The organism is Corynebacterium sp. HMSC069E04 (assembly GCF_001813175.1).
Lineage (GTDB): Bacteria > Actinomycetota > Actinomycetes > Mycobacteriales > Mycobacteriaceae > Corynebacterium > Corynebacterium aurimucosum.
In genome coordinates this window covers 13,099-38,571 of record NZ_KV811665.1, presented here as the reverse complement: position 1 = coordinate 38,571, position 25,473 = coordinate 13,099, and the positions used below count along the sequence as shown (strand labels likewise).

Below are 25,473 nucleotides of genomic sequence, written 5' to 3'. Positions count from 1 at the left end.
AAAAAAATAAAGGAGGCGGCAGGTTTACCTGCCGCCTCCTTTTATGCCTGACTCGCTAATGAGCGGTCGGGGTGCCGTGATTAGTCACCGATCTGGTCGCGACCGCGCTTGACAATCTTGTCATCCACCTGGTCAACGAGCTCGTGGTCCTTGTTGGTGTACTCAAACTTGGAGAGCACGTAGCGCATCGCGTTGATGCGGGCACGCTTCTTGTCGTTGGATTTAATGGTGATCCACGGAGACTCTTCCGTATCGGTGTAGCGGAACTGCTCCTCCTTGGCGCGGGTGTAATCATCCCACTTATCCAAGGACGCTAGGTCCATGGGCGAAAGCTTCCACTGACGGACGGGGTCAATCTGGCGAATAGCGAAGCGAGTGCGCTGTTCCTTGCGAGTCACGGAGAACCATAGCTTAGTCAGCGAAATGCCAGAGCCGAGAATCATGTTCTCCAGCATCGGCACCTCGCGCAGGAACTCTGCGTGCTGGGACTCTGTGCAGAAGCCCATGACGCGCTCCACACCGGAGCGGTTGTACCAGGAGCGGTCGAAGAAAACGATTTCACCACCGGACGGGAAGTGCTGAATATAGCGCTGGAAGTACCACGACGTGGACTCGCGCGGGGAAGGCTTCTCCAGCGCCACGGTGCGCGCACCACGCGGGTTGAGGTGCTCGTTGAAACGCTTAATGGTGCCGCCCTTACCCGCGGCATCGCGGCCCTCGAAGAGGATAATGTGGCGCTGGCCGGTTTCCTTCGTCCAGTTCTGCCATTTCAGCAGCTCAATCTGCAGGGCACGCTTAATGGATTCGTACTCATCGCGCGTCATGCGCTCCTCGTACGGGTAGTTCTCGCGCCAAGTCTCGACAGGCGAGCCATCCGGCATAATCAGCGAGGGATCATCTTCATCAGAGTCATCGACGACGTAGCCGTCGGTCTGCGCAAGGTCGATCTCGGGGAGTTCGTCGTCTTTAATGTCAGCCATACCTTTAATTCTATCTAGGAAGCAGACATCTGGCGTGATAAAAGAAGTTGTAGCTGCGTGATTTACCCCCGTATGCCCGATGGGCGGCAGCATCCGCCCAGAATGTACGTTTCTAACCATTAGTGCCCCCGAAAATCGAAGATCTGGGGGCTTAAATGATCGTTTCGTACCCGCCGCGCGTACACGTTGGTACGTTCTCGCACGCAAGCTCATGAAACCGCCTGATTTTGGGAGCTTATTTGCGACAACGTACCATGCCACCGTGCTAGCCGGGCTCGGTCCGGCTGCCCAGCCCTGGGCGTCCGTCCGACGGCGAATTTTGGAAATGCGAAACCCCGCTGCCCAAATGGGTCAGCGGGGGTTAGCGCTTAGTACTGCGTGAGCAGCGTGCTTTTTAGAGCAGGCCGATCAGCTTGGAAGCGCCGGAAGCCATGTCGCCCAGGTTGTAGAAAATGTTGAGCAGGAGGCCGATGATGCCGGAGGAAGAAAGGGTACCCATTTGAAATCTCCTTGGAATTGAAAGTGTGTGTTTAGTGCTGCCCTAAAGGGAAGCTAGTTTACTTCTTGGAGGACAGAGCCTCGAGAGCGTCGGTGTTCGGCTTAACAACGAAGGAGTCACCCTGCTGAGCAGCGCCGGAGATAGCGTCGAAGACGCCAGCGAAGCCGGTGAAGAGCTTCTTGATGCCGTCAGCGAAGGTAGCGAAGTTACCGAGCTGGTCACCGATGAAAGAAAGATCCATTGTGGTCTCCTCTTGTGAAGTCCGGGTAAAGAGATTGCCCGGAGGGGGTTTGCGGTTTTGCAGACACCCTCAGCGGGCGTCACAAGGAACTATTTTGGCACACCACTGAAACATTGCAAGTGAATTCGTGGGTGATTTTTCGCGCAAAGCGCTTTGACAATCAGAGTCACTTTTCAGGTTATTAATTCATCTTCTATTAACCCAGCCTGCAACAACGCGCCTATCTGCAGAAATAGGTAGCGCTCGAAATGAAGGCTTAAGAAATCTTCCTCAGAACGTAACGTTAGCTCCCTGAACCACGATTCATAGGCTTGCTTTACAGAGTAAACTCGCGAAATATTTTTCGCAGGAGCACCCCGAATTACCCCTATTCGGGGTGCTATAAGGACACAAAAGTGTCTCAAGAGGAAGAAAGCTCCCCACGGTCAACCGTGGGGAGCTCGTAATTTGTTAGGACCTGAAGTCGCAATGCGCTTCAGACCGGGAGGCTAAGGACTAGAAGCCCATACCGCCCATTGCGTCAGCGTCCGGCATGCCTGCGCCTGCACCGGCCGGCTCCGGCTTATCAGCCACAACCGCCTCGGTGGTCAGGAACAAGGCTGCGATGGACGCAGCGTTCTGCAGCGCGGAGCGGGTGACCTTGACTGGGTCGTTAATACCCGCAGCCATCAGGTCCACGTACTCGCCAGAAGCGGCGTTGAGACCCTGGCCAGCCGGCAGGGAGGAGACCTTGTCAGCGACAACGCCCGGCTCCAGACCAGCGTTCTGAGCAATCTGCTTCAGCGGAGCAGACAGCGCCTCGCGGACAATCTTGACGCCGGTTGCCTCGTCACCGGTGAGGTCGGAGAGGGAATCCAGGACCTCAGCTGCCTGCAGCAGAGCCACGCCACCACCGGCGACGATGCCCTCCTCAACAGCAGCCTTAGCGTTGCGCACAGCATCCTCGATGCGGTGCTTGCGCTCCTTGAGCTCAACCTCAGTAGCGGCACCAACCTTAAGGACTGCCACGCCGCCGGCCAGCTTGGCCAGGCGCTCCTGCAGCTTCTCGCGGTCGTAGTCAGAGTCGGAGTTCTCAATCTCGGCACGAATCTGCTTGATACGGCCGTCGATCTGCTCCTGGGAACCAGCACCCTGAACGATGGTGGTCTCATCCTTGGTCACAACCACCTTGCGTGCCTGGCCGAGGTACTCGATCTCGGCGGTCTCGAGGGACAGGCCAACCTCCTCGGAGATGACCTGGCCGCCGGTGAGGATAGCCATGTCTTGCAGGGTGGCCTTACGGCGGTCACCGAAGCCCGGAGCCTTCACAGCAACGGACTTGAAGGTGCCACGGATCTTGTTGACCACGAGGGTGGACAGGGCCTCGCCCTCAACATCCTCAGCGATAATCAGCAACGGCTTGCCGGTCTGCATAACCTTCTCCAGCAGCGGGACAAGGTCCTTGATGTTGGAGACCTTGGAGGAGACCAGCAGGATGTACGGATCCTCGAGGACTGCCTCCTGGCGCTCCATATCGGTAGCGAAGTAGCCAGAGATGTAGCCCTTGTCGAAGCGCATACCTTCAGTGACCTCAAGGTCAACGCCGAAGGTGTTGGACTCCTCAACGGTGATAACGGAATCCTTGTTCACGGAGCCGTTGCCCACGGTGTACATAGCCTCGGCGATCTTCTCGCCGATTGCCGGGTCAGCGGCGGAGATACCTGCAGTGGTGGCGATCTCTTCCTGGGTCTCTACTTCCTTTGCGGAGGAGAGCAGGGAGTCAACAACCTTCTTGGTGGCGGCCTCAATGCCGCGCTTAATACCCATCGGGTTGGAACCAGCGGCTACGTTGCGCAGGCCCTCACGCACGAGAGCCTGTGCCAGAACGGTAGCGGTGGTGGTGCCGTCACCGGCGACGTCATCAGTCTTCTTAGCTACTTCCTTAACCAGCTCAGCGCCGATCTTCTCGTACGGGTCCTCGAGCTCGATCTCGCGCGCGATGGAGACACCGTCGTTGGTAATGGTCGGGGCGCCCCAGGACTTCTCCAGGACGACGTTGCGGCCCTTGGGGCCGAGGGTGACCTTGACGGCATCGGCAAGCGTGTTGAGACCACGCTCGAGGCCGCGACGTGCCTCTTCATCGAAGGCAATAATCTTTGCCATGTGTTTGTGCTCCTTAAGCTTTGTTGAGGACGACACTCACGTCTGATCTATGACGGACGCCCGCGACGGCACGGCTGGCGAGTGTTCTCCAGCCCCAACCACATAGATGACTCTGTTTATTTCTGGCACTTGCCATGTGGAAGTGCTAGCGACCATTCTGGCACTCAGGCCTACCGACTGCAAGGTTCAACACGAACGCTATAAGCGAACGGGCGGTGCTTTCGCACCGCCCGCTAAAAAGAACCAATCACGCTGTCTTAAGAAGCAGCTTTCTTCGCCGTCCACTTATAAGCCGCGGCGATACCGCCAATGAAGAGGATGACGCCGATGAACTTGGCTGCCGTGCCGCCCTCGAAGATCTCCAGCGGGGAGTCGCCGGCCGAGGCCGCGATAATGCCGGCGTTGACCACGCCGAAGAGGGACTCGCCCACGATGAGGCCGGTGGCCAGCAACGTACCCATGCGCTTGACAAAGTCCGGCTTGGACTGGCGTGCCGCCCAACGGTTGTAGAAGTAGCCCAAGATAGCGCCAATCGGCACCACGATGGTGATCGCCGCCGGCAGGTACATGCCCATGCCCACAGCCAGCGGGGACAAGGAGTACTTGTCGGTGAAGTGGCGCAGGCACTCGTCCACAATGATGATGACGGCACCAATGGCCGCGCCCAGACCGATAAGATCCCATGGCAGAGAGCTATCAAAGATACCGGAGGCCACCGAGGACATCAGCGCAGCCTGCGGTGCAGCCAGCGCATCCTCGCCGGCGCCCTCCATGCCCTGGAAACCAAAGCCGGTGAGCATGACCTGGAGAATCGGCGGAATCACCAGGGAACCGAAAAGGACGCCAATGATGAGCGCTACCTGCTGCTTCCATGGCGTTGCGCCAACCAGCTGACCAGTCTTGAGGTCTTGCAGGTTGTCATTAGAAATGGTCGCGATGCCGAAGACAATAGCCGCGGTAAACAGCGTATAAGCCACCAGCGAGAGCGGCTCCGCGTCCGTACCGCGGGTGACGGCGGCAATCAGCAGCGCAGCGGCGATGACCGCGATAATGCCAATGGAGGAAATCGGCGAGTTAGACGCACCGATAAGGCCAGCCATGTAGCCACACACCGACGCGATAACGAGGCCCACCAACAAGGTAAAGAGCACGGAGACCGTGATGAGCACGCCCATGTGCTCGTGGATGTCGGTGTCACGCACGAAGTTCCACAGCAGCAGTCCAATCGGAAACATCAGGACAAGGATGGTGCCAATGACATAGGGCGCCGGGATATCGCGCTCCTCCACAGCCACTTGCTGGCCGCCCTTGCGCTCACGGGAGGAGGCGAAAGATTCAGCCATGCCCTTGGCAATCGGGCCGGTGATCTTGATCAGCGTCCACACGGCAGCGATGGCCATGGTGCCCACGCCGATGAAGCGGATCCTATCGGAGAAGACCGTATCGACGGTCTCCATGATGGCGGCCGGATCGCCCAGCCCCTCACCACCGGTGAGGATGGGTAGCAGGATGAGGTAGGAAATGACCACGCCGACGAGCATGGCGATACCGACGGCCAGTCCGACAAGGTGGCCCACGCCGACCAGCGCCAGCGAGAGGGAGGTGCCCAGCGTCGTCGCGCCCGAGCCGAATTTGAAGTAGGTGGCAACCTCAGAAGCAGCTGCCTTCATTGCTGCAAGCAAAGCCATGAACGCGGAGAGGATGCCGCCGAAGACGATGACACGCAAGCCCTTCGCGTTCTCCTCGTGGGCGGCCTCACCGTCTTCACCGGAGCTATCACCCACCTTGAGGACCTCGGCCGCGGCCACGCCCTCCGGGTAGGGCAGGTCCGAGCCTGTCACCAGCGCGCGGCGCAGCGGGATGGAGTACATCACGCCGAGTACACCACCGATGGCGCACACCGCGGCGGTATCAACGAAGGAAAAACCCTGCCAATAGCCCACCATCACCAGGCCCGGGAGCACGAAGATGATGGCGGACAAGGTACCGGCCGCTGACGCGATGGTCTGCACAATGTTGTTCTCTTTGACGTTGTGCCCGGCAAAGCGGCGCAGCACCGCCATGGAAATCACAGCGGCAGGAATGGACGTGGCAAATGTCAGGCCTACTTTGAGGCCGAGATACACATTGGCGGCGGTAAAGATCAGAGTGATGAGTCCACCGATAATAATGCCGCGCAGCGTGAGCTCGCGGAGCGTGGACTGGGAACCTTCGGCGGTCGTCGTCGCCATGTCAGGTCCTTTCTAAACAATATGGACTAGAACCGGGAATATATTACTCCCTACTTGTCGATAGACCGATTCGGGGATACGGGTAGGTTGGAGAGCATGACCAAGATTTCTGAGTTTGTAACCAACGACCGCGACACCATTTTCCAGCAGCTCAAGGAGCTCGTTTCCTTCAATTCCGTCCACAACGAACCAGGTCTAGAAGACCAGACCGCGAAGGCAGCGGAGTGGGTTCACGCCGCGCTTGCCGCCGCCAACTTCACCCCCGAAGCCATCACCACCGCTGATGGTTCCACGGCGATCGTCGCCAAGCGCCCCGGCAAGGAGGGCGCGAAGACGGTGCTGCTCTACTCGCACTATGATGTCGTGCCCGCCGGCAACCCGGAGGCCTGGGACTCCGATCCTTTCACTCTGACTGAGCGCGATGGCCGCTGGTACGGCCGCGGCGCCGCGGACTGCAAGGGTAACGTCGCCATGCACCTGGCGGCGCTGCGTGCGCTCGACGCTCACGGTGGAACCGACCTCAACCTCACCGTGCTTATTGAGGGTTCTGAGGAACGCGGCGGCGAGGGCCTGTCCGCACTCATCGAGGAGCGCCCGGAGCTCTTTGCTGCCGACGCCATCCTCATCGCCGATGCCGGCAACGCCAAGGTGGGTGTGCCGACGCTGACGACCTCCCTGCGCGGCGGCTCGCAGATCAACGTCAAGGTCTCCACCCTCCACTCGGCTGTGCACTCCGGCCAGTTCGGCGGCGCGGCTCCCGACGCCGTCAAGGCGCTCATGCGCGCGCTGGATTCCCTGACGGATGAGTATGGCCGCACGACTATCGACGGCGTCGATTGCGAGGGCACCTGGCCGCTGGCCGAGGGCCAGGACACCGCTTACAGCGAGGAGAACTTCCGCGCCGACGCGCAGATGCTTGAGGGCACCGAGGTCATGGGCGCGAAGGACCCGGCCGGTGCCACCGCCATCGCGGATATGATTTGGGCCCGCCCGGCGATTACCGTCACCGGCTTTACCTCCACCCCGGTGGCCGAGGCCGTCAACGCCGTGCCCGCTACCGCTGAGGCCAATATCAACCTGCGCACCCCCGCCACCATGGATCCCCGCGCCACCGCGGAGGCCGTGGCCGAGCACCTGAAGAAGCACGTCCCGTGGGGCGCACACATCGAGGTCACCATCCTGGAGGCCAACCTGGGATTCGAAACCGATCCGGCAAAGCCCGCCGTGGCTCTGCTCGGCGAGTGCCTCGGCGAGGCTTTCGGGGCCGAGACCATCACCCAGGGCATGGGCGGATCCATCCCGCTGACCGTGGAGCTGCAGGAGAAGCACCCGAATGCCGAGATCGCGCTCTTTGGCGTCGAGGAGCCGCAGTGCACCATCCACTCCGCCAATGAGTCGGTCGACCCGAGCGAAATTGAAAAGATCGCCATCGCTGAAGCACTCTTCCTCCAGCGCTTCGCCTAGGCACCAGCCCAACGCCCAGCCACAAGATCCGCCGGGCGTTGGTCTCCCTTCTCCTGAGCTAGGCGGTTGGCGAGGTGGCGGAACGCCAACAGGAGACGCATATATAACTGTATGAAACGAAAATGTGAAAACTGGGATTTCAGACTGTATCGTGAGCATTAGTGAACGCCCGCCAGCGCGGTGGGTTTAACCCAGTCCCCCGACAAGGAAAGGACGCCACCGCAACCTCGTGCTCACTCTCTTTTGCGCCTTGGTCGTAGCATCCATCGCCGCTCCATTCCTCATTTTCTACCTTGGCCGCCGCGCCTTCGGGCTCTTGGCAATCGCCCCTGCGGTCGGCTTCTTCTGGGTACTCCAGCAGCTCACTACTGGCACGCTACGCAACGGAAACCAGCTGGCTTATGACCTCAACTGGATGCCAGCGGCGCACCTCAATATCAGCTTCCGCATGGATGCGCTTTCTGCGTTATTCAGCCTCATCATCCTGGGCGTAGGCGCGCTGGTCTTGCTTTATTGCTGGGGTTATTTCGACCATCCTCGGCGGCGCCTCGCCCTCTTTGGTGGCCAGATGGTGGGCTTTGCCACGGCCATGTATGGCCTGGTCATTTCCGATAATTTCCTGCTGCTCTACGTCTTTTGGGAAATCACCTCCCTGCTGTCTTTCCTCTTGGTGAGCTATTACGGCGAGCGCGCCTCGTCGCGTCGATCAGCGCAACAGGCGCTCATGGTGACCGTTCTGGGCGGCCTCGCCATGCTGGTCGGTATCACCCTCCTCGGCCGCCAGACCGGCGCGTGGTCTTTCAGCGGTATCGCCGCCACCGAAGACCTCGCCAACACCCCCTACCTCACCGTGGCGATCGTGCTGATTCTCTGCGGTGCGCTCTCCAAGTCCGCCATCGCCCCGGCCCACTTCTGGCTGCCCGGCGCCATGGCCGCGCCGACCCCAGTTTCGGCTTACCTGCACTCCGCAGCGATGGTGAAGGCCGGTATCTACCTCGTCGCGCGCCTCGCTCCCTCGGTGCATGACATTCCTACCTGGCACCTCGTGGTCATCCCCCTGGGCGCCTTCACCATGCTGCTCGGCGGCTGGATGGCGCTCAAGCAGCGTGACCTGAAGCTGGTTTTGGCTTATGGCACCGTCTCACAGCTGGGCTTTATCACCGCCATCATCGCCATCGGATCCCGCGAGGCCATGCAGGCAGGACTGGCGCTAACTTTCGCGCATTCCCTCTTCAAGGCAGCGCTCTTCATGATCGTCGGTGCTATCGACCATTCGACGGGGACGAGGGACATCGACAAGCTTGCGGGCCTGGGCAGGAAGAACCCCGCGCTGTATGTCCTAGCTATCCTCCCCGCGATGTCCATGGCGGGTATTCCACCGCTGCTGGGCTTCGTGTCCAAGGAAGCCACGCTGGTAGCCATCATGGGCGAGGAGCTGCTCGTCGGCATGCCGCGCAACATGCTACTCGTTGCCGTCGTCGTCGGCTCCGCGTTGACGATGGCCTATGCCCTGCGCTTCTTGTGGGGTGCGTTCTCCTCCAAGGGGCAGGAAGAGCCTTCGGAGGCAGTGGCACACATGCACCACATCGGCCCCTTCCTGTGGATCCCGCCGACGGTGCTGACCTTGCTCACCATCTTCTTTGGCCTGCGGCCGCTGCCGCTATCCCACGGCATCACGCAGCACCTGGACAACACTTTTGGGACGGAGCAGGCTTCCGAACTAGCCCTATGGCATGGCTTCACCATCGCGCTGCTGCTTTCCGTGGTCATTGTCCCCGCCGGTTTCCTCCTGCACTGGCAGCGCCAGGCGCTCACGAAGGCCCAGTTCACCTACCCGGCCCTGGGCTCGGCAGATGATTCCTACGACGCCGTGATCAACGCCCTACGCCAGCTCTCCCTGCGCATCACCGCCTCCACCCAGCGCGGTTCGCTGCAGTTCAACCTCACGGTCATTTTCGCTACGCTCATGGTGCTGCCCATCGTCATGCTCATCAACGGTGATATCACCAACGTGCACATGATCGTGGCTGAGAACCCTTGGCAGGCCATCGCTGCGGTGATCATCATCATCGCCGCTGTCGCAGCCACCGTGCTGGATAACCGCCTCTCGGGCGTCATCCTCGTCGGCGTGACCGGCTACGCCTTGTCTTTCATCTTCGCGCTACAGGGCGCGCCGGATTTGGCACTGACGCAGCTGCTTGTGGAGACCATCATCATGGTGCTCTTCATGCTGGTACTGCGCCGCATGCCTGCCAATACCGAGTGGAAGCAGGATCCCAAAACCGGTCGCTTGCGCGCTTGGCTGGCAGTCGGCGTGGGCCTGGCCGTCACCGTGATCGGTATGTTCGCTATCAACGCCCGGCGCGAGGAACCCATCTCGCAGTACATGCCGGAGTTGGCCAAGGAGATTGGCCACGGCGCCAACACGGTCAACGTCCTGCTCGTGGACCTGCGTGCGTGGGATACCTTTGGCGAGATCACGGTGCTCGTCATTGCCGCAACGGGTATTGCCTCGTTAATTTTCCGCACGCAAAGCTTTACCCGCGCCTCCCGCCGCCCGACCTTGCAGGTCACTGGGCGCCGCTGGCTGGCTGCAGGCGTGGAATCGGAGAAGGCGCTCAACCGCTCGCTCATGGTGGACGTGAGCACCCGTATTCTCTTCCCCTCGATGATGGTGCTGTCCCTGTACTTCTTCTTCGGCGGCCACAACGCCCCTGGCGGCGGTTTTGCTGGCGGCCTCGTGGCAGCCTTGGCGCTGATTCTGCGCTACCTAGCTGGCGGCCGCGAGGAGCTCGAAGAGGCGCTGCCACTCGACGGCGGCCGCACCATGGCGGTAGGCCTGCTGTTCTCCCTCAGCGCCGTCATCACCCCGATGCTCCTGGGCTATCCACCACTGACCTCTGGGTACACGAAGATCGGCGTACCGCTCATCGGTGATGTTTCCTTGCCGTCGGCGCTCATTTTCGACGCCGGTGTCTACCTCATCGTCGTCGGTCTCACGCTCTATGTCTTGTCTTCCTTGGGTGCCAAGCTCGATGAGGAAGAAGAGATGCGTAAGCAGCGCGCCCGCGACCGCGCCCGTTCCCTGTCACGCCGGGCGAAAGAGAAAGAAACCACTGCCACCGCAGAGAAAGGACACGCCTAATGGATGCCAACCTCATGCTCCTGCTCGCTGCGGGCGTGCTCTGCGGCGCCGGGGTGTACTTATTGCTAGACCGCGCCATGACCAAGATGCTGCTCGGCATCTTGCTGCTGGGCAATGGCGCGAACCTCTTCATGCTCATGGCTGGCGGCAAGGCGGGCTCACCGCCAATCGACGGCCGGACCTCCTTGCCCTATGGCGAGGACATCGCCGATCCACTGGCCCAGGCGATGATCCTCACGGCCATCGTCATTTCGATGGCACTGACTGGCTTTATCCTCACCTTGGCCTACCGCCAATATCGCTACCGCACCGCGGACGTGATTGAGGATGACACCGAGGACGCCGCCATCGCCGCGATTGCCTCACGTCCGGGCAACGCCTCGGCTGCCCCCGACCATGACGCCTCCAATGACCCGACCACCGGCCGCAACACCAAGGAAGGCGATAAATTTGGCCCCGAATTCTTCGAGGCTCCCGTGAAGGAGGCCACCGATGAGTGAGACCATCTCACCCCTGGTGGATCTGCTGCTGCCCTATATCAGCTACCTGATCCCCCTGCCGATCATCATCCCGGCCTTGGCTGCCGCGCTAGCGATGCTTTGTGCACGCAATGCCAATGCGCAGCGCCGCATCGCTTTCTTCTCCCTGCTCACGCTCGCCACCGTGAATGCCGCTCTGATTTTCATCGCGGATACCACCGGCATTCAAACCCTGCAGGTGGGCGGCTGGGACGCCCCAGTGGGCATCACGCTGGTGGCGGACCGTTTGTCCACGGTCATGCTCTTTACCTCCTCCGTCGTCCTGTTCTCCGTCATGTGGTACGCCATTTCACAGGGCGTGCGCGACGGCACTAAGGACGAGCCGGTGGCGACCTTCCTGCCCACCTACATGTTGCTAACCATGGGCGTGAACGTGTCCTTCCTGGCCGGTGACTTGTTCAACCTCTACGTGGGCTTCGAAATCTTCCTCGTGGCCTCCTATGTGCTGCTGACCCTCGGCGCCTCGCCCGCGCGCGTGCGGGCCGGCGTGGGCTACGTCATGGTCTCCATGGCCTCCTCGCTCATCTTCGTACTGGCCTTGGCTTATATCTACGCCACGGTGGGCACGATGAACATGGCCCAGATTGGCATCCGGATGGAGGATATCCCGGCGGGCACCCGCTCCGCAGTGTTCGCCGTGCTGCTCATTGCCTTTGGCATTAAGGCGGCCGTCTTCCCGTTGGATGCCTGGCTGCCGGACTCCTACCCCACCGCACCTTCCCTCGTCACCGCGGTCTTCGCGGGCCTGCTCACCAAAGTTGGTGTCTACGCCATCATTCGCGCGCGTACCTCAATCTTCACCGATGGAGGGCTGGATGGCCTGCTCATGTGGGTCGCGCTGGCCACGATGCTCGTGGGTATTTTGGGTGCTATCGCCCAATCGGATATCAAGCGATTGCTGTCCTTCACGCTGGTCAGCCACATCGGCTATATGATCTTCGGCGTTGCCCTCGGAACCGCGCAGGGATTGTCAGGCGCCATCTTCTACGCCGTGCACCACATTCTGGTGCAGACTGCGCTCTTCTTGGTCGTGGGCCTCATCGAGCGCCAAGCCGGTACCTCCTCGCTGCGGCGCTTGGGCTCGCTGATCTACACCGCACCGCTCATCGCCATCTTGTACTTCATCCCAGCCATGAACCTGGGTGGCATCCCTCCCTTCTCCGGCTTCCTGGGCAAAATCATGCTGCTCCAAGCCGGCGCGAACGAGGGCTCGTGGATGTCCTGGGTCCTCATCGGCGGCGCGGTGGTCACCTCCCTGCTCACCTTGTATGTCATGGTGCTCGTCTGGGCCAAGGGCTTCCTGCGTGACCGCGGCGATGCCCCCGAGGGCAACCTCGCCATGGTGCGTCCTTCCCCGCTGGGCGAGGTCACCGAATACGTCGAACTGGCAGATCGCGATGATGTCGGCCGCGTGCCCTTCGGCATGCTGGCCTCCACGTCCCTACTCGTCATCGCCTCGGTGTCGATGTCCTTCCTGGCGGGCCCCATCTCCGGTGTCACCACCCGCGCGGCCACCTCGGCGCAGGATGATTCCATCTACCGTTATGCCGTGCTGGGTGATTCCGCCGAGGCCCCGACGCGCCACCTAGACCCCGCCGAGCGCTACGAGGAGGGCGCGGATTCCCGCAAGAACCGGAGCGAGCCCATCCCGGATCCGGAGCCGGTGGCGCCGACAACGAGGACGTCGCCAAGCGCCACGCCCGCTCTGCCCACCACCGTGCGCAAGGATGAAAAGGAGGTATCGCGATGAGATTTGCCGGGATTAAGCACCGCTTCCGGCCCTGGTTCATGGTGTGGATCATCGTCATGTGGTGCATGCTCATGGGCGAAGTCACCGTGGCGAACCTGGCAGGCGGGCTGCTTGCCAGCCTGTTCATCGTCTTCGCGCTACCGCTGCCGGCCATGCCCGTGGCAGGAATTTCGGTGAGCTGGGGCAAGCTTTTCATCTTCATGGCGCAGTGGTTTGTGGAGCTAATGGAAGCTTCCCTCAAGGTTGGCTGGCTGGCGGTGCGCCCGCAGGAAGTGCCGAAGACCGCAATTGTGAAGTTGCCGATGCGCGTGGAGAACGAGTTCGTTCTCGCGCTGGCGGTGAGCTTGTATAACCTGCAGCCGGGCGGCACGGTGTCCGATATCGATATTGCCAACCGCATGCTCACCATCCATCTCCTCAACGCTGACTCTGAGGAACACTTGGAGCGGGAGATCGCGGCGGTGTGCAAGCTGGAAGCCGATATGATTGCCATCTTCGAAAGGAGCCACCCCTGATGGATACTGACGTGTATAACATCCTGCTCACTGTGGCCGCGGGCTTCCTCGTGGTGGCCTTCCTCATCACCACGTGGCGCATCGTCATCGGCCCCAACTCGCTCGACCGGCTCATCGCCATGGACGGGCTCGTGGCCATGTTCCAATGCGCCCTGGCCACCTATATCTGTTGGACCTTGGACACCACAGTCTCCAACGCGATGCTGGTCGTGGCGCTCCTCGGATTCATTTCGACGGTCTCCGTTACTCGCTTCAGGAAGAGGGATTCATGAGTTACGCACTGATTGCCGATGTCCTCTCCATCATCCTCATCCTCGTCGGCTCGATACTCATTTTGGCGGCCGCGATTGGAGTGGCACGGTTTGGGGACACGATGGCGCGCGTGCATGCCATCGCTAAACCACAGACCACGGGGCTCATCTTCACCATTCTGGGCGCCATCATCAAGGTGACGGGTTCGGAAAGCTTCAGCGTGGCTGAGCGCGGCGACTTGGGTATCCTGGTGCTGCTTGTCCTTTTCGCCATGATCACCAGCCCGGTGACCGCACAAAGAACCACGCGTATCGCTCGCCGCGAGGGCCTGTACGGCACGCCGGATTCGATGCTGCGCAACGAGTCCCCCGCCGCGCGTTCCCTGCGCCGAAAGTAAGGACACGGGCCCCTTCTCCCAGGAAATGAGGGAGCATTAATATAGGCTGCAAAAGGCAATAATAGGTGCTCATTCGAGGAGAGTCGACGTGAAGAAGCTGCAAGGCGTACCAACGATATGCGCTGTCCTCGCACTGGGCATCGCTGTGATGGTGTACAAGTTCAGCCAATACGATGGACCCCACTCCTTCACCTACATCCTCCCCTTCGACCTCTCCATCTACCGCATGGCGGGCGAGGACCTCAACGCGGGCGGCCTGCTTTACGACGCCCCCTATATCTTCCAATTCCCCTTCACCTACCCGCCGTTCGCGGGCCTGCTGTTCAAGGTTTTGCCCTTCTTCAGCAAGGGTGCGCTGACCATTATCTGGCCCTCGCTCATGTTCCTAGCGGTGCTGGCGATCGTCGTCATGATCTTCCGCGAGCGGGGCGTGAAGATGACCCCGGCCGCGGTACTCGTCGCCGTGCTGCTCACCGCGCTCACCCCGGCGAATGAGGCGATGCACGGGTCGCTGTACTACGGGCAGGTCAACGTCTTCTTGATGCTGCTCGTGGCCTTGGATTTCCTGCCGCTTAAGCGCCGCCTGCCGGGCGTAGGAATTGGACTGGCCGCGGGCATCAAGCTGACCCCGGCCTATATGGGGTTGGCTTTGCTCTTTGAGAAGCGCTGGTGGGCCGCCGCGGGGGCGGTCATCACTTTCTTGGTCACGGTGGTCCTTGGCTTCCTCTTCGTGCCGGACGCGATGGATTTCTGGACCGATGCCATGTTCAATTCTTCCCGCGTGGGCGAGCATGCCAACCCCGGAGCAAAGTCGCTGCGCTCGCTTATGTTCCGCGAGCTCGGCATCGATGGCGGCATCTGGTGGCTGTTGGCGGTCATCGTGGTCTTCGCGCTTACCTGCCTGGCGCTGCGCACCGCATACCTGCGCGGCAACCGTACCGCGGCCTTCGCGCTAACGGGCCTGAGCACCTGCTTGGTCTCCCCCTTCTCCTGGTACCACCACTTCGTGTGGACCATCCCCTTCGTGGTCATGGTCTTCGTATCAGTCAACCAGGCGCTAACTGCTCGGCTATCCGGGAAGTTCGGCGAGCAGCTCGCCGGCCTTGCCTCCGTGGCGGCCCTGTTCGTGGTGTCACTGCCCTTCATGTCGGTCCCGGTGTGGTTCACCATGTCCACGGCCAACCTCGACGCGATCGAATCCTTCCAGCCGTGGGCGACCTCGCTGTGGACGCTGTCTTGCATCGTCTTTATCGCCGTCTACGCCGTGTGGGGCTTCGTCGCGCCGCGCAAGCGTGCCGTGGAGAAGAGCTAGGGGCGGTTCGCCAGGTCTTGACAAGGTACGTTTTCGTAAATAGTGGCTCGAAAACTCGTGTTCTACAAGGCTTATTTACCAATCTGTACCTTCGCCCCCTAGGGCTTAGCCCTCAGCGAGCGGCAGGAGCTGCTCCATCTCATCCGCGGTGGCCTTGACCACCTTCTGCCAGCTGCCGGTCTCCTCATACAAGCGGCGCTGGCGCTCATAGCCCGCACCAGAATCGATGATCTCCTGCACCAGCTGCAGCTCCCGGGCACAGCCTAGTTCTTCTGAGAGCGGGGTCAGCTCCACCAACAGATCCGCCAGCTCATCTTTGATCCAGCGCTCATCGGTCTCGCGCGAGGTGATGACCAGCGCGTCCATGCCATAGCGCGCACCGCGCCACTTGTTCTCCGCCACGTGCCACGGCTGGAGGGTTGGCAGCTTTTCGCCCGCATCGATCATGCGGTCATAGTGCACCACCAGGCAGTGCGTGAGCGCCACGATGGCGGAGAGCTCGCGGAGGTTGGAGGCGGCATCGGAAATGCGCACCTCCACCGTTCCCCACTTCGAGGCCGGGCGGACGTCGAAGTGCATCGAGCCGGTGTGGTTGATGACCCCCGAAATGGCCTGGTCCCGCATGTAGGACTTCCACTGCTCCCAGTTCTCAAACTGGTAAGGCATGCCCGCGGTAGGCAGCTGCTGGTAAAGCATCGTGCGGTTGGAGGCGTAACCGGTATCGAGCCCCTCCCACCCCGGCGAGCAGGCGGAAATGGCCAGCAGGTGGGGGTACTTCGTCATCAGCGCATTGATGATGGGCCACACGCGTTCCTCATGGCTGATGCCGACGTGCACGTGCGTGCCCCACAGCAGCATCTGCTGGCCCCAGTACTGGGTGCGGTTAATGATTTCGGAGTAGCTCTCCTTGGAGGAAACCGGGTTCTTCCGGAAGTCCGTGAAGGGGTGCCCGCCCGAGGCCCACAGGCGCACATCCATGGAATTGGCCGCTTCACGCACTGCGCTGAGCGACGTCTGCAAGTCCCCCATCGCCTCCGGCACAGTCCGGCATACCCCGGTCACCAGCTCCACCGTGTTCTGGAGGAATTCCTTTTCCAGGTGCACGGAGGGGTGGGAGGCGCGGACAACGTCGATAAGCTCCGCACCACGCGGCACGAGATCCCAGGTCACTGGGTCAACGAGGGCGACTTCCCACTCCACGCCCAGCGTGGGCTCAGGCGAGCGGGCGAAGTTCTCTTCCGGAATATTCACCCATTCATCCTATCCACCAACAGGGTGAATTTAATAAGTTTTTATTCCCTAGGCCTGGGGAACGGCGAGGACCACGACGACGGCATCGCCCTTGGTGTAATCCCCGGTCAGCTCGGCCGGGTAAGGCGCAATGGCTTCCGCCGGAACATTGCCGCCGTAGTACTGGGCGGCGACTTCCTTGGCCAGGTTCTCGGCCGCCGCATCACCCTGCGGGAAGAAGATGGTGGTCTGCGGTGCGACGAGGACGTCGCCGCTGATGTTGCCTACCTCGGCCACCTTGAATTTTTCGGTCTTGAGGCGCTCTGCCTCGTCAGCGGCGTAGTTGGCGCGGCCGGAGTTGTTGAAAACGTTGACGGGGATCTCCGCCTGCGGGCGGTCAGAGTTGCCTACGGCGGCGCCCGCCTCAGCGTTCTCTTCGCGGTTCTCCTTGCGCTCCGCGCCGGCCTGGTCAGCGTTCTCCGAGTCGGCGTCGGCATCAGCCGGGCGCTCGTGCTCGGCGGCGTCCTTGTTCTTGTCGGCTTCGCCCTCCGCACCGCCGGTAGCAGCATCGCCTTCAACGCCACCGGTGGCGGGACCGGAGACGGCGGCGTCGTTGGCGGGCGCATCCTGCGCGGTGTCCTCGGAACCATCCGAGGTCATGGCGTAAAGAGCCCACATGCCGAGCATGACGGCCACGGCGATGAGCACCATGGCAACACCACGCAGCGGGAGCTTGCTAGCGGAGGCCGGGGCGGCGGCAGCCGAATCGGAATCGGCGGCGTGGCGCGCGCGGTCAGCGGACGAGGCAGAGTTTTCCGGATTCACATTAGTCACACTGGCAACTCTAGTATCTATGGGCCTCAGTCCGGTGCATTGTCGTGTGCGGCGCGCCGGACGTCCTCGCGGGCGTCGCGAAGCCGGCGCAAACGCGTCACCAACAACGGGTAGGAAGCATGCGCGGCGGGGTTATCAAGGAGCACGTTAAGGCGTTGGTGGTAGCGCACCGGAGTAATGTCCAGCTGCGCACGGATGGCCTCCTCCTTGGCGCCGATATCGCGCGGGGCGTGGGCCTCGAAGTCCAAAATCGCGGCGTCTAGGTCTGACAGGGAGTGCATGCTTAGACTGTATGCCATGACTATTCGTCCCATCGTTATCCACGGCGACCCGGTCCTCCACAACCCCACCGAGCCGGTCACCGAGCCCATCGACTCCCCCGAGCTGCAGGAGCTCATCGCAGACATGCACGAAACCATGGATGCCGCACACGGAGTTGGCCTGGCCGCAAACCAGATCGGCGTGAACAAGCGCCTCTTTGTCTACCACTGCCCCGACACCGACGGGCCGGATGGCACCGAGCTTCCCGACGGCGGCATGCGCCGCGGCTGCGTCATCAACCCGGTGCTGGAAACCTCCGAGATCCCGGAGACCATGCCGGCTGACGACGGCTCCGAGGACGAAGGCTGCCTCTCCGTTCCGGGCGAGGGCTTCCCCACCGGCCGCGCTGACTGGGCCCGCGTGACCGGCAAGAATGAAAAGGGCGAGGACATCTCCATCGAGGGCTATGGCTTCTTCGCGCGCATGCTGCAGCACGAAACCGGCCACCTCGACGGCTTCGTCTACACCGACGTGCTTACCGGCCGCTACAAGCGCCAAGCCAAGAAGGCCATTAAGCGCAACGGCTGGACCGAGGCCGGCCTCACCTGGGTTCCGGGCGAGGACGAAGACCCCTTCGGGCACGAGGACTAATGTCCCGCATCTTCCGCTCCGATGCCGTCCAGGTGGGCGAGCGCGTGGTGGCCCGGCGCGATTTCGGCGGCGTGCACAGCGATGTCATCGGCCACGTGCTCAGCGTCGAGCCGCTGGTCATCCGTCCACAGGAGGTGGGCGGCTACCCCTCTTCGCTCGACGCGGTGGAGATCCCACCGGAGCAGCTCAAGATCATTAAGCGCCTCTCCCCGCGCACGGTCCGCAATTCCGATATCCGCGCCGTCGAGGTGGCCACCGCGGCCGCCTTCCCCGGCAAGGAGCACACGTGGACGTCTGATGGCCAGTGGCTCCTGCGCGCGGGTGATGGCGTGACAGGCCGCTCAAACTCCGCGATTCCGCTGGGCCCTTCCGCGGGATTTCTGCCGGTACCGATGGAGGAGATCGACGCGTTTTATGCGCGCCACGATCTTCCTGTGCGCTTGGCCATCCCGGAGCGCATCGGCGCCTCCGCAGAAAAGCTCGTGGCGGCCGAACCCAAAGTCTGGGAGCTCGAGCCGGAAATCCTAGTGATGGTGCGCGATTTGGCGGATCTCCCAGCACCGAGCGACGTCAACTTCCGCATCGACGAGCAGCCTGATTCCGAGTGGCTCGACCTCTATCACTTCCGCGGTCAAGCTTTGCCGCCTTTAGCTTTGGAGTACCTGCGAAGCCACATTGAGGGCACGATGGGCTTCGGACGCCTCCTTTCCCCTGCTGGTGAGACCATCGCGATCACGCGCGGCACGCTCACCGAATCCGGGGACGGCACCGTGTGGCTGGGTTACTCCGCCGTGGAGGTGGCCGAAGGCTGGCGCCGCAAGGGCCTGGGCACCGCGCTGGGCGCGCACATGCTGGCCTGGGGCAAGGCACAGGGAGCGGAGAAGGCCTACCTGCAGGTCGTGGCTCATAATACGGCGGGAATTCGCCTCTACGAGAAGCTCGGCTTCCTCGAGCAGCACCGCCACCGTTACGCCCGCCGCCTGCCTCAAGTACCCTAAACCACATGCGCATCGCTACCTGGAACATCAACTCCGTTCGCACCCGCGCGCAGCGCGCGGTGGATCTTCTGGCCAAGCACGACATCGACGTGCTCTGCCTGCAAGAAACCAAGGTGGCGGATGCGAAGTTCCCCCGCGAGCCTTTTGAGGAGGCCGGCTACCACGTCACCTGCCACGGCCTCAATCAATGGAATGGCGTGGCCATCCTGTCGAAGGAGGAGCCGGAAGAGATCCAGACCTTCTTCCCCGGTCAGCCTGGGTTCCACAAGGACCCTGCCAAGGAGCAGGCGCGCGAGGCCCGGGCGCTATCAGCCCGCATCCGCGGGATTGAGATGTGGTCCCTCTACGTTCCCAACGGGCGCGACATCACGGACCGGCACTTCGACTACAAACTGGACTTCCTCTACTCTTTGGCGCGCTATGCGGCGACTCGGGCGCAGTCGAAACTCTTGCTCACGGGTGACTTCAACATCGCGCCGCGGGATGAGGATGTCTGGGATATGTCGCTCTTCCGCGGCAAGACGCACGTCACCGAGCCGGAGCGCGCCGCCTTCCAGATGCTGGAGGAGGCCGGGCTGGTGGAAGTCACCCGCCGCTTCACTAAGGAGGAGCGCTGGACCTACTTTGATTACAAGTCCCTGCGCTTCCAGAAGAACGAGGGCATGCGCATCGATTTCCAACTGGCCAGCGATCCGCTCGCACGCCTCGTCCAAGGAGCGCAGGTGGACATGGTTGAACGCGCCGGCGACAAGACCTCCGACCACGTTCCACTGATCGCGGATTTCGATGTCCCCGATTTCGCATCGGTGTGCTAGCCTGCCATGAACCTCAACATCGATCTCTCCGTCTGGCAGTTTGTACTGCTGCTTATTGATTACGGCATCAAAATCATCGCCATCGGCGTAGTCCCCGAGGGCCGCCGCCCCTCCAGCTCCACTGCCTGGCTGTTGGCCATTCTTGTGCTGCCCATCGTGGGGCTGCCGTTGTTCTTGCTCATGGGCTCGCCCTATATCAACCGCCGGCGCCACCGCATCCAGCAGGAGGCCAACGCGCTGCTTAGCGACGTCACCGCCTCCACCCCCAACCACCCCTCGGGCCGCCTCTCCCCGGAGGTGGAATCCCTCATCCAGCTCAATCGCAACCTCACCGGCCACCCAGCTCTCATTGGGCACAACAAAGGCCTGCACGCCTCCTATGAGGAAGCCATCCTGGCCATGGCTCAGGCCGTCGACCGTGCTGAGAAATACGTGCTCATTGAGATCTACATCCAGTCCTGGGATGAGGTGACCGATGTCTTCTTCCAGTCCCTCGCGCGCGCCCGAAAGCGCGGCGTGGAGGTCAAGCTGCTGCTAGACCAGATCGGCAGTTTGAAGTACAAGGGCTATTTCACGCTGGGCAAACGCCTCACCAAGATTGACGTCGACTGGCGGCTCATGCTCCCGCTGCAGCTGCACAAAGGCCGCTTCCGTCGCCCGGATTTGCGCAATCACCGAAAGATCGTGGTCATTGACGGCCACACGGGCTTCTTGGGCTCGATGAACATGATCAAGCGTGAGTACAAGACCAAGGACCGCGCATGGATCGACTACATGGTCGAGATGACCGGCCCTGTGGTGACGTCCTTGGCCTCGGTGTTCGCGGTGGATTGGTACCTGGAATCCGAAGAGCAGCTGTCCTTGGATATGCAGCCCTATGACGACGCCATGACGGCCGACTCCAACCACCTCCAGTTGGTCCCCTCCGGCCCCGGTTACACCACGGAACCCAACCTGCGCATGTTTAATTCGGTGGTGCACCACGCCAAGGAGAAGCTCATTCTCTGCTCGCCCTACTTCATCCCGGACGAGTCCCTCTTGGAGGCGGTCACCACCGCATGCTACCGCGACGTTGAGGTGGAGTTGTTGGTGTCCGCGAAGGCGGACCAGTTCATGGTCAACCACGCGCAGTCCTCCTACTACCAAGCACTGTTGGAGGCTGGCGTGCGGATCTTCCAATTCCCCGAGCCCTTCGTGCTGCACTCCAAGTTCATTCTTGCGGACCCGAACCTGCCGGAGCGCGACTCCTTGTGCATGTTTGGTTCCTCCAACATGGACATGCGCTCCTTCGGCCTCAACTATGAATCGACCATGTTGGTGGCCAAGGGCGACCTCATCGATGACTTCACCCAGTTGGCCAGCAACTACAAGAAGGTCTGCCACGAGCTCACCCTCGAGGAGTGGAACGAACGCGGCCTGCTGCGCCGCTACGTGGACAACGTCATGCGCCTGACCTCCGCCCTGCAGTAGGGGATGCATGGGGACCCGCACGTGGTTCCCTTATTGCCAAGGGAGCCGAACAGCACGCAGAAGGCATCTCCTAGAAGGCGTCTACCAAAAGGCGCTTTTGGTCCTAAAAACGCCAACTAGCGCCCGCAAAAGGCGTTTTCAGAGGCAAAGACGCCCTTTGACTGATGCCTTCTGCAGTGCGCCGTTTGCAAGATGCCTTTTGTGAGATGCCGTTTGCAAGGCTCCAACTGCGTAGCACGCGGTGCTCGGTGTCTTGTGACGGTACCCGTTTGCTCAGCGGCTTGTACTCGGGACCTTGTGCAACGTCCTGGTGCACAGCTCCGCACTAGGCGGCGCTGCGCGCTACGAGGCGCCGCGGGCCAGCCGCGTGGATACCACAAGGCCGCACAGCGAGATGAAGCTGCAGCACACCATTCCGATGGCCATGGTCAGCGCTGCGTTCGAGCCCCAGCCCATGAGCGGGCTGATGGCGCTGGCCAACATAGACTGGCCGAAGCCCATGATGGCGGAGACGCTACCCGCTCGCGGGCGCATGAGGCCCGTGGCCAACGCCGTGGCGTTGCCCATGATGAAGCCGGTCGGCGCCACGCAGGCAAAAAGCACAGTGAGGCAGACCCAGACCGGAGCGCCAAACAGCACCGACAGCAACAAGAGCACCCCGCACACGAAAACGCCGGTCACGCCGATGCGCAACATGACCGCCGGGGAGACCGAATCCATCGCCCGCGAATTCACCAGCGTGGCCATAAAGAGGCCCACGGAGTTGATGCCGAAGATCAGCGAATAGCCCAAGGGCGAGAATCCCCACTGGTCCTGCACCACGAAGGCCGAGGCGGAGATGTAGCAAAACATCGAGCAGAAGCCGAAGGCCATGGTTACCAAGTAGCCCCACACCCGGGCATTTGTCAGCACCGCCCAGTAGTTGCCCGCGACCGTGCGAAACAGCCCGGCGCGGGAGCGCCCGCCCGCGGTTTCCGGGACGATGGCAACCGCCAGCACCAATTGCACCGCATGCAGCCCAGCCAGCACCCAAAAGATGCCACGCCAGCCCAACGGCTCCGCCAGGACGCCGCCGAGCACCGGGGCCACCGCCGGTGCGATGCCTTGCAGTGCCATGAGCAGCGAATAAGCCTTCGCAGCCGCCGATCCGTGCACAAGGTCAGGAACCACCGCGCGGGCCAGCACCGTGCACGCACCGCCACCGAGGCCCTGCAGCACACGGGCGGCCACGAGAACGGTGGCGGTAGGAGCCATCGCTGCCAGGACAGAGGCCGCCAGCGCGAGGGCGGCACCGGCAATAAGGAGGCGTTTGCGCCCGATGGCGTCGGACAGCGGGCCCATCACGAGCTGACCCACCCCCATGCCGATGAAGAAGCCCGAGATGGTCAGCTGCACCATGGCCCGGGTGGTGCCCAGATCGGAGACAATCTCCGGCATCACCGGCAAATACATATCTGTGGCAAAAGGCGCTGTTGCGGACAACAGCGCCAATGTAGCCAGGAGTGGATAGGGAATCACGCGTCGCGCTTCTCCAGCACGATGACGCCCACAATCCACAGAACTGCGGCCCAGCCGAAGAAGACGAGAGCCTCAAAGCCTACCGATGACCACGGCGCGTTCTCATCCACATAGTTCACCGCCCAGTTCTGGAAGGCGGTAAAGGGCATGAAGTGAATGACTTTATCGCCCACCAGCGGCAGCACGCGCACGATATTTTCCAAGCCCAAGTACAAGATGAGGCAGATAGCCACCGTGCCGGCGGTTTGCCGCAGCAGCATGCCTAAGCCTTGAACAAAGGCAACCAGGCCAAAAGCGGCGAGCGGGAAGGCCCACAACATGTACTTGCCATCCTCGCTGGCAAAGGGCTGGAAGGCCTCCGCCGCAGATTCGTTGGCCGTCACATCCGCCAACACGAAGATGTACACCAAGCCCAAAAAAGCAATAATCGCCGCAATGACTCCGTAGAGCAGCAGCTTGGCGCAGGCCACGGTCCAACGCTTCGGGTTGGCCATGAAGGTCAGGGATTGCGTCCTATAGCGGTACTCCGTAGTCACCACCATCGCGGCCTGGATCATGATGATCGGCATGCCCATGAGCAAGATGATGGAACCCAGGCTGCGCTCCTGCAGCGGGCTAATACCCAGAACCGCTTCGCCCGCGTTGAGCGAGTTCAGCAGCGTCCAGCCGGTCACAATGAGGAAGATGAGGACCGTGGTCCACCAGAAGGACTTCGTCGTGCGCAGCTTCGTCCACTCCGAGTGAACAGTATTGAGAAACATTAGCGGTGTACCCCTTCCTGCGGTGCCTCCGCCTGGTACTGCACCGCGCGATCCGTCATAGCCACATAAGCCTCTTCCAGCGAGGCGCGGTGGAGCGTCAATTCCGTCAGCGGCACACCCGTGGAATAAGCCAGCTGGCCCACGTAGTCCGTGGTCTGGTGAGGAATCACTAGCGTTGGTCGCTGTTCCTCATCAGCCGACTCGTGGTAAAAAATCCCGGCTTCCTTGAGCGCCGAGCCGAACTCGCGCAGGTGCTCCGAGCGCACGATGACCGAAGAGCTGGAATTCTCCTTCACAAAGTCATAGGTACGCTGATTAGCCAAGAGCCTGCCGCGGCCAATGACCACCAAGTGGTCGGCCGTCTGCGCCATCTCCGCCAGCAGGTGGGAGGAGATGAGCACCGTGCGGCCTTCTGCTGCCAGCGCGCGCACGAGCGAGCGCACCCAGCGAATGCCCTCCGGGTCCAGGCCGTTGACCGGCTCATCCAAAATCAGCACGCCCGGGTCCCCCAGCAATGCAGCCGCCAAGCCCAGGCGCTGCCCCATACCAAGGGAGAAGCCGCCGGCCTTCTTACCCGCAACATCAGCCAAGCCCACAAGCCCGAGCACCTCATCAACGCGGGAGGTGGGGATCCCGTTGGCTTGCGCCATCCACGTCAGGTGGTTAGCGGCGGTGCGGTTGGCGTGGACCGCTTTGGCGTCGAGAAGCGCGCCCACCTCACGCAGCGGGTTCTTCAGCTCGCGGTAGGGTTTGCCGTGCACTAGGGCGGTGCCAGCGGTGGGCTTGTCCAAGCCCAGGATCATGCGCATCGTCGTTGATTTTCCAGCGCCGTTGGGGCCCAGAAAGCCGGTCACTTGGCCCGGCTCCACCTGAAAGGTGAGGTCATCGACGGCGCGGACAGACTTGTACTGTTTGGTCAGTCCGGCTACTTCAATCATGTCCTACAGCGTGCCACAGGTTCCCGCCGCGCGCCTGTATCAGCTGCCGTTTTCTTCCCAATACTTCAGCAGCCGCGGCAGTGCTTCCCGGAAGGGAGCCAAAAGCTCCAGCTCTTCTATCTGGTTCAAGGGCACCCAGCGCAGCTCAGCAGATTCTTCGTTGGCGGTCGTGGCCAAGCGCTGCCCCGAAACCGTCCGCGCTAACACCGTGGTATAAGTCCAGCCTTCCTCGAAGGGCCCGGCGGTAACGAGCGAGCCTAGAACCTCGACGTCCGCCGGCGAGATTCCGGTTTCTTCCTCCGTCTCCCGCAGCGCGGCCTGCTCCGAGGACTCCGGCTTATCCCGCGCCCCGCCCGGGATTCCCCAGGTCCCACCGTTATTCGTCCACGTAGCGCGATGCTGCAGCAGCACTTGGTCCCCCGCCACGAGGAAGAGGCCAGCTGCTCCAAACTTGCCCCATACCGGCACCCCGCCCGGACCTTTAGACCAGCCATCACCGGAAAGCTCTGGGTTAACGCGTGTACACATGT

General features: G+C 61.8%; 23 protein-coding genes. 12 read left to right on the top strand and 11 right to left on the bottom strand.

Annotated features, from left to right (window positions below):
- Positions 1-80: 80 nt before the first annotated feature.
- The 4 genes from ppk2 to HMPREF2896_RS04805 form a co-directional block, all read right to left on the bottom strand.
- Complete coding sequence (gene ppk2, locus HMPREF2896_RS04820) at positions 81-980, bottom strand: polyphosphate kinase 2 (RefSeq protein ID WP_070711582.1); 900 nt, start codon at positions 978-980, stop codon at positions 81-83.
- Positions 981-1,537: 557 nt separating this feature from the next.
- Positions 1,538-1,720 (bottom strand): PorH family porin, encoded by a 183-nt coding sequence (locus HMPREF2896_RS04815; protein WP_070445841.1) that lies wholly within the window; start codon positions 1,718-1,720, stop codon positions 1,538-1,540.
- Between the two features lie 495 nt (positions 1,721-2,215).
- Complete coding sequence (gene groL, locus HMPREF2896_RS04810; protein WP_070718157.1) at positions 2,216-3,862, bottom strand: chaperonin GroEL; 1,647 nt, start codon at positions 3,860-3,862, stop codon at positions 2,216-2,218.
- A gap of 257 nt (positions 3,863-4,119) precedes the next feature.
- Positions 4,120-6,093 (bottom strand): OPT family oligopeptide transporter, encoded by a 1,974-nt coding sequence (locus HMPREF2896_RS04805; RefSeq protein WP_070718154.1) that lies wholly within the window; start codon positions 6,091-6,093, stop codon positions 4,120-4,122.
- Positions 6,094-6,189: 96 nt separating this feature from the next.
- Between HMPREF2896_RS04805 and HMPREF2896_RS04800 the strand changes: the two genes are divergently transcribed.
- The 8 genes from HMPREF2896_RS04800 (at position 6,190) to HMPREF2896_RS04765 (ending at position 15,467) form a co-directional block, all read left to right on the top strand.
- Complete coding sequence (locus tag HMPREF2896_RS04800) at positions 6,190-7,557, top strand: dipeptidase (RefSeq protein WP_070718151.1); 1,368 nt, start codon at positions 6,190-6,192, stop codon at positions 7,555-7,557.
- A gap of 229 nt (positions 7,558-7,786) precedes the next feature.
- Positions 7,787-10,702 carry a Na+/H+ antiporter subunit A gene (locus HMPREF2896_RS04795; RefSeq protein ID WP_070718148.1) on the top strand — a complete coding sequence of 972 codons (2,916 nt, stop codon included), beginning with the start codon at positions 7,787-7,789 and terminating at the stop codon, positions 10,700-10,702.
- A complete protein-coding gene (locus HMPREF2896_RS04790) occupies positions 10,702-11,202 on the top strand; it encodes a Na(+)/H(+) antiporter subunit C (RefSeq protein ID WP_070445823.1) in 501 nt (166 codons plus the stop codon). Before HMPREF2896_RS04795 ends, HMPREF2896_RS04790 begins: the two co-directional genes overlap by 1 nt.
- Entirely contained in the window at positions 11,195-12,991 is a 1,797-nt protein-coding gene (locus HMPREF2896_RS04785; RefSeq protein ID WP_070711587.1) for a Na+/H+ antiporter subunit D, read from the top strand. Before HMPREF2896_RS04790 ends, HMPREF2896_RS04785 begins: the two co-directional genes overlap by 8 nt.
- The gene (locus HMPREF2896_RS04780) at positions 12,988-13,506 is read left to right on the top strand and encodes a Na+/H+ antiporter subunit E (RefSeq protein WP_070718146.1); all 519 of its coding nucleotides are present in this window, start codon (positions 12,988-12,990) and stop codon (positions 13,504-13,506) included. Before HMPREF2896_RS04785 ends, HMPREF2896_RS04780 begins: the two co-directional genes overlap by 4 nt.
- Complete coding sequence (locus HMPREF2896_RS04775; RefSeq protein ID WP_010188770.1) at positions 13,506-13,778, top strand: monovalent cation/H+ antiporter complex subunit F; 273 nt, start codon at positions 13,506-13,508, stop codon at positions 13,776-13,778. The genes HMPREF2896_RS04780 and HMPREF2896_RS04775 overlap by 1 nt, the downstream gene beginning before the upstream one ends.
- Positions 13,775-14,155 carry a monovalent cation/H(+) antiporter subunit G gene (locus HMPREF2896_RS04770; RefSeq protein ID WP_070718143.1) on the top strand — a complete coding sequence of 127 codons (381 nt, stop codon included), beginning with the start codon at positions 13,775-13,777 and terminating at the stop codon, positions 14,153-14,155. The genes HMPREF2896_RS04775 and HMPREF2896_RS04770 overlap by 4 nt, the downstream gene beginning before the upstream one ends.
- An 88-nt stretch (positions 14,156-14,243) precedes the next feature.
- The gene (locus HMPREF2896_RS04765) at positions 14,244-15,467 is read left to right on the top strand and encodes a glycosyltransferase 87 family protein (protein WP_070718139.1); all 1,224 of its coding nucleotides are present in this window, start codon (positions 14,244-14,246) and stop codon (positions 15,465-15,467) included.
- Between the two features lie 105 nt (positions 15,468-15,572).
- Here the strand turns inward: HMPREF2896_RS04765 and HMPREF2896_RS04760 are convergent, their stop codons facing one another.
- The 3 genes from HMPREF2896_RS04760 to HMPREF2896_RS04750 are packed head-to-tail and all read right to left on the bottom strand — an operon-like array spanning position 15,573 to position 17,812.
- Positions 15,573-16,718, bottom strand: a complete 1,146-nt coding sequence (locus tag HMPREF2896_RS04760; RefSeq protein ID WP_070718137.1) for a glutamate--cysteine ligase — start codon at positions 16,716-16,718, stop codon at positions 15,573-15,575.
- A 48-nt stretch (positions 16,719-16,766) separates the two neighbouring features.
- Complete coding sequence (locus HMPREF2896_RS04755) at positions 16,767-17,531, bottom strand: LytR C-terminal domain-containing protein (protein ID WP_083311451.1); 765 nt, start codon at positions 17,529-17,531, stop codon at positions 16,767-16,769.
- A 26-nt stretch (positions 17,532-17,557) separates the two neighbouring features.
- Positions 17,558-17,812 carry a DUF3263 domain-containing protein gene (locus HMPREF2896_RS04750; RefSeq protein ID WP_070718132.1) on the bottom strand — a complete coding sequence of 85 codons (255 nt, stop codon included), beginning with the start codon at positions 17,810-17,812 and terminating at the stop codon, positions 17,558-17,560.
- A 16-nt stretch (positions 17,813-17,828) separates the two neighbouring features.
- On the opposite strand from HMPREF2896_RS04750, the gene HMPREF2896_RS04745 reads away from it, so the two are divergent.
- From HMPREF2896_RS04745 to HMPREF2896_RS04730, 4 genes are read left to right on the top strand one after another with little or no spacing between them, the layout of a single operon-like run.
- Positions 17,829-18,443, top strand: a complete 615-nt coding sequence (locus tag HMPREF2896_RS04745; RefSeq protein WP_070532411.1) for a peptide deformylase — start codon at positions 17,829-17,831, stop codon at positions 18,441-18,443.
- Positions 18,443-19,441, top strand: coding sequence for an N-acetylglutamate synthase, CG3035 family (locus tag HMPREF2896_RS04740; protein ID WP_070718130.1), 999 nt, complete (start codon positions 18,443-18,445; stop codon positions 19,439-19,441). The genes HMPREF2896_RS04745 and HMPREF2896_RS04740 overlap by 1 nt, the downstream gene beginning before the upstream one ends.
- Before the next feature lie 5 nt (positions 19,442-19,446).
- A complete protein-coding gene (locus HMPREF2896_RS04735; protein WP_070718128.1) occupies positions 19,447-20,256 on the top strand; it encodes an exodeoxyribonuclease III in 810 nt (269 codons plus the stop codon).
- Positions 20,257-20,262: 6 nt separating this feature from the next.
- Positions 20,263-21,726 (top strand): phospholipase D-like domain-containing protein, encoded by a 1,464-nt coding sequence (locus HMPREF2896_RS04730; RefSeq protein WP_070718125.1) that lies wholly within the window; start codon positions 20,263-20,265, stop codon positions 21,724-21,726.
- A gap of 342 nt (positions 21,727-22,068) precedes the next feature.
- Here the strand turns inward: HMPREF2896_RS04730 and HMPREF2896_RS04725 are convergent, their stop codons facing one another.
- Genes HMPREF2896_RS04725 through HMPREF2896_RS04710 form a run of 4 tightly spaced genes read right to left on the bottom strand, consistent with a single transcriptional unit; the run spans position 22,069 to position 25,471 of the window.
- Positions 22,069-23,244 carry a multidrug effflux MFS transporter gene (locus tag HMPREF2896_RS04725; RefSeq protein ID WP_070718123.1) on the bottom strand — a complete coding sequence of 392 codons (1,176 nt, stop codon included), beginning with the start codon at positions 23,242-23,244 and terminating at the stop codon, positions 22,069-22,071.
- Positions 23,241-24,005 carry an ABC transporter permease gene (locus HMPREF2896_RS04720; protein ID WP_070718119.1) on the bottom strand — a complete coding sequence of 255 codons (765 nt, stop codon included), beginning with the start codon at positions 24,003-24,005 and terminating at the stop codon, positions 23,241-23,243. The genes HMPREF2896_RS04725 and HMPREF2896_RS04720 overlap by 4 nt, the downstream gene beginning before the upstream one ends.
- Complete coding sequence (locus HMPREF2896_RS04715) at positions 24,005-24,943, bottom strand: ABC transporter ATP-binding protein (protein ID WP_070445782.1); 939 nt, start codon at positions 24,941-24,943, stop codon at positions 24,005-24,007. Before HMPREF2896_RS04715 ends, HMPREF2896_RS04720 begins: the two co-directional genes overlap by 1 nt.
- Positions 24,944-24,982: 39 nt before the next feature.
- Positions 24,983-25,471, bottom strand: coding sequence for an NUDIX domain-containing protein (locus HMPREF2896_RS04710; protein ID WP_070718117.1), 489 nt, complete (start codon positions 25,469-25,471; stop codon positions 24,983-24,985).
- Between the last annotated feature and the right edge of the window lie 2 nt (positions 25,472-25,473).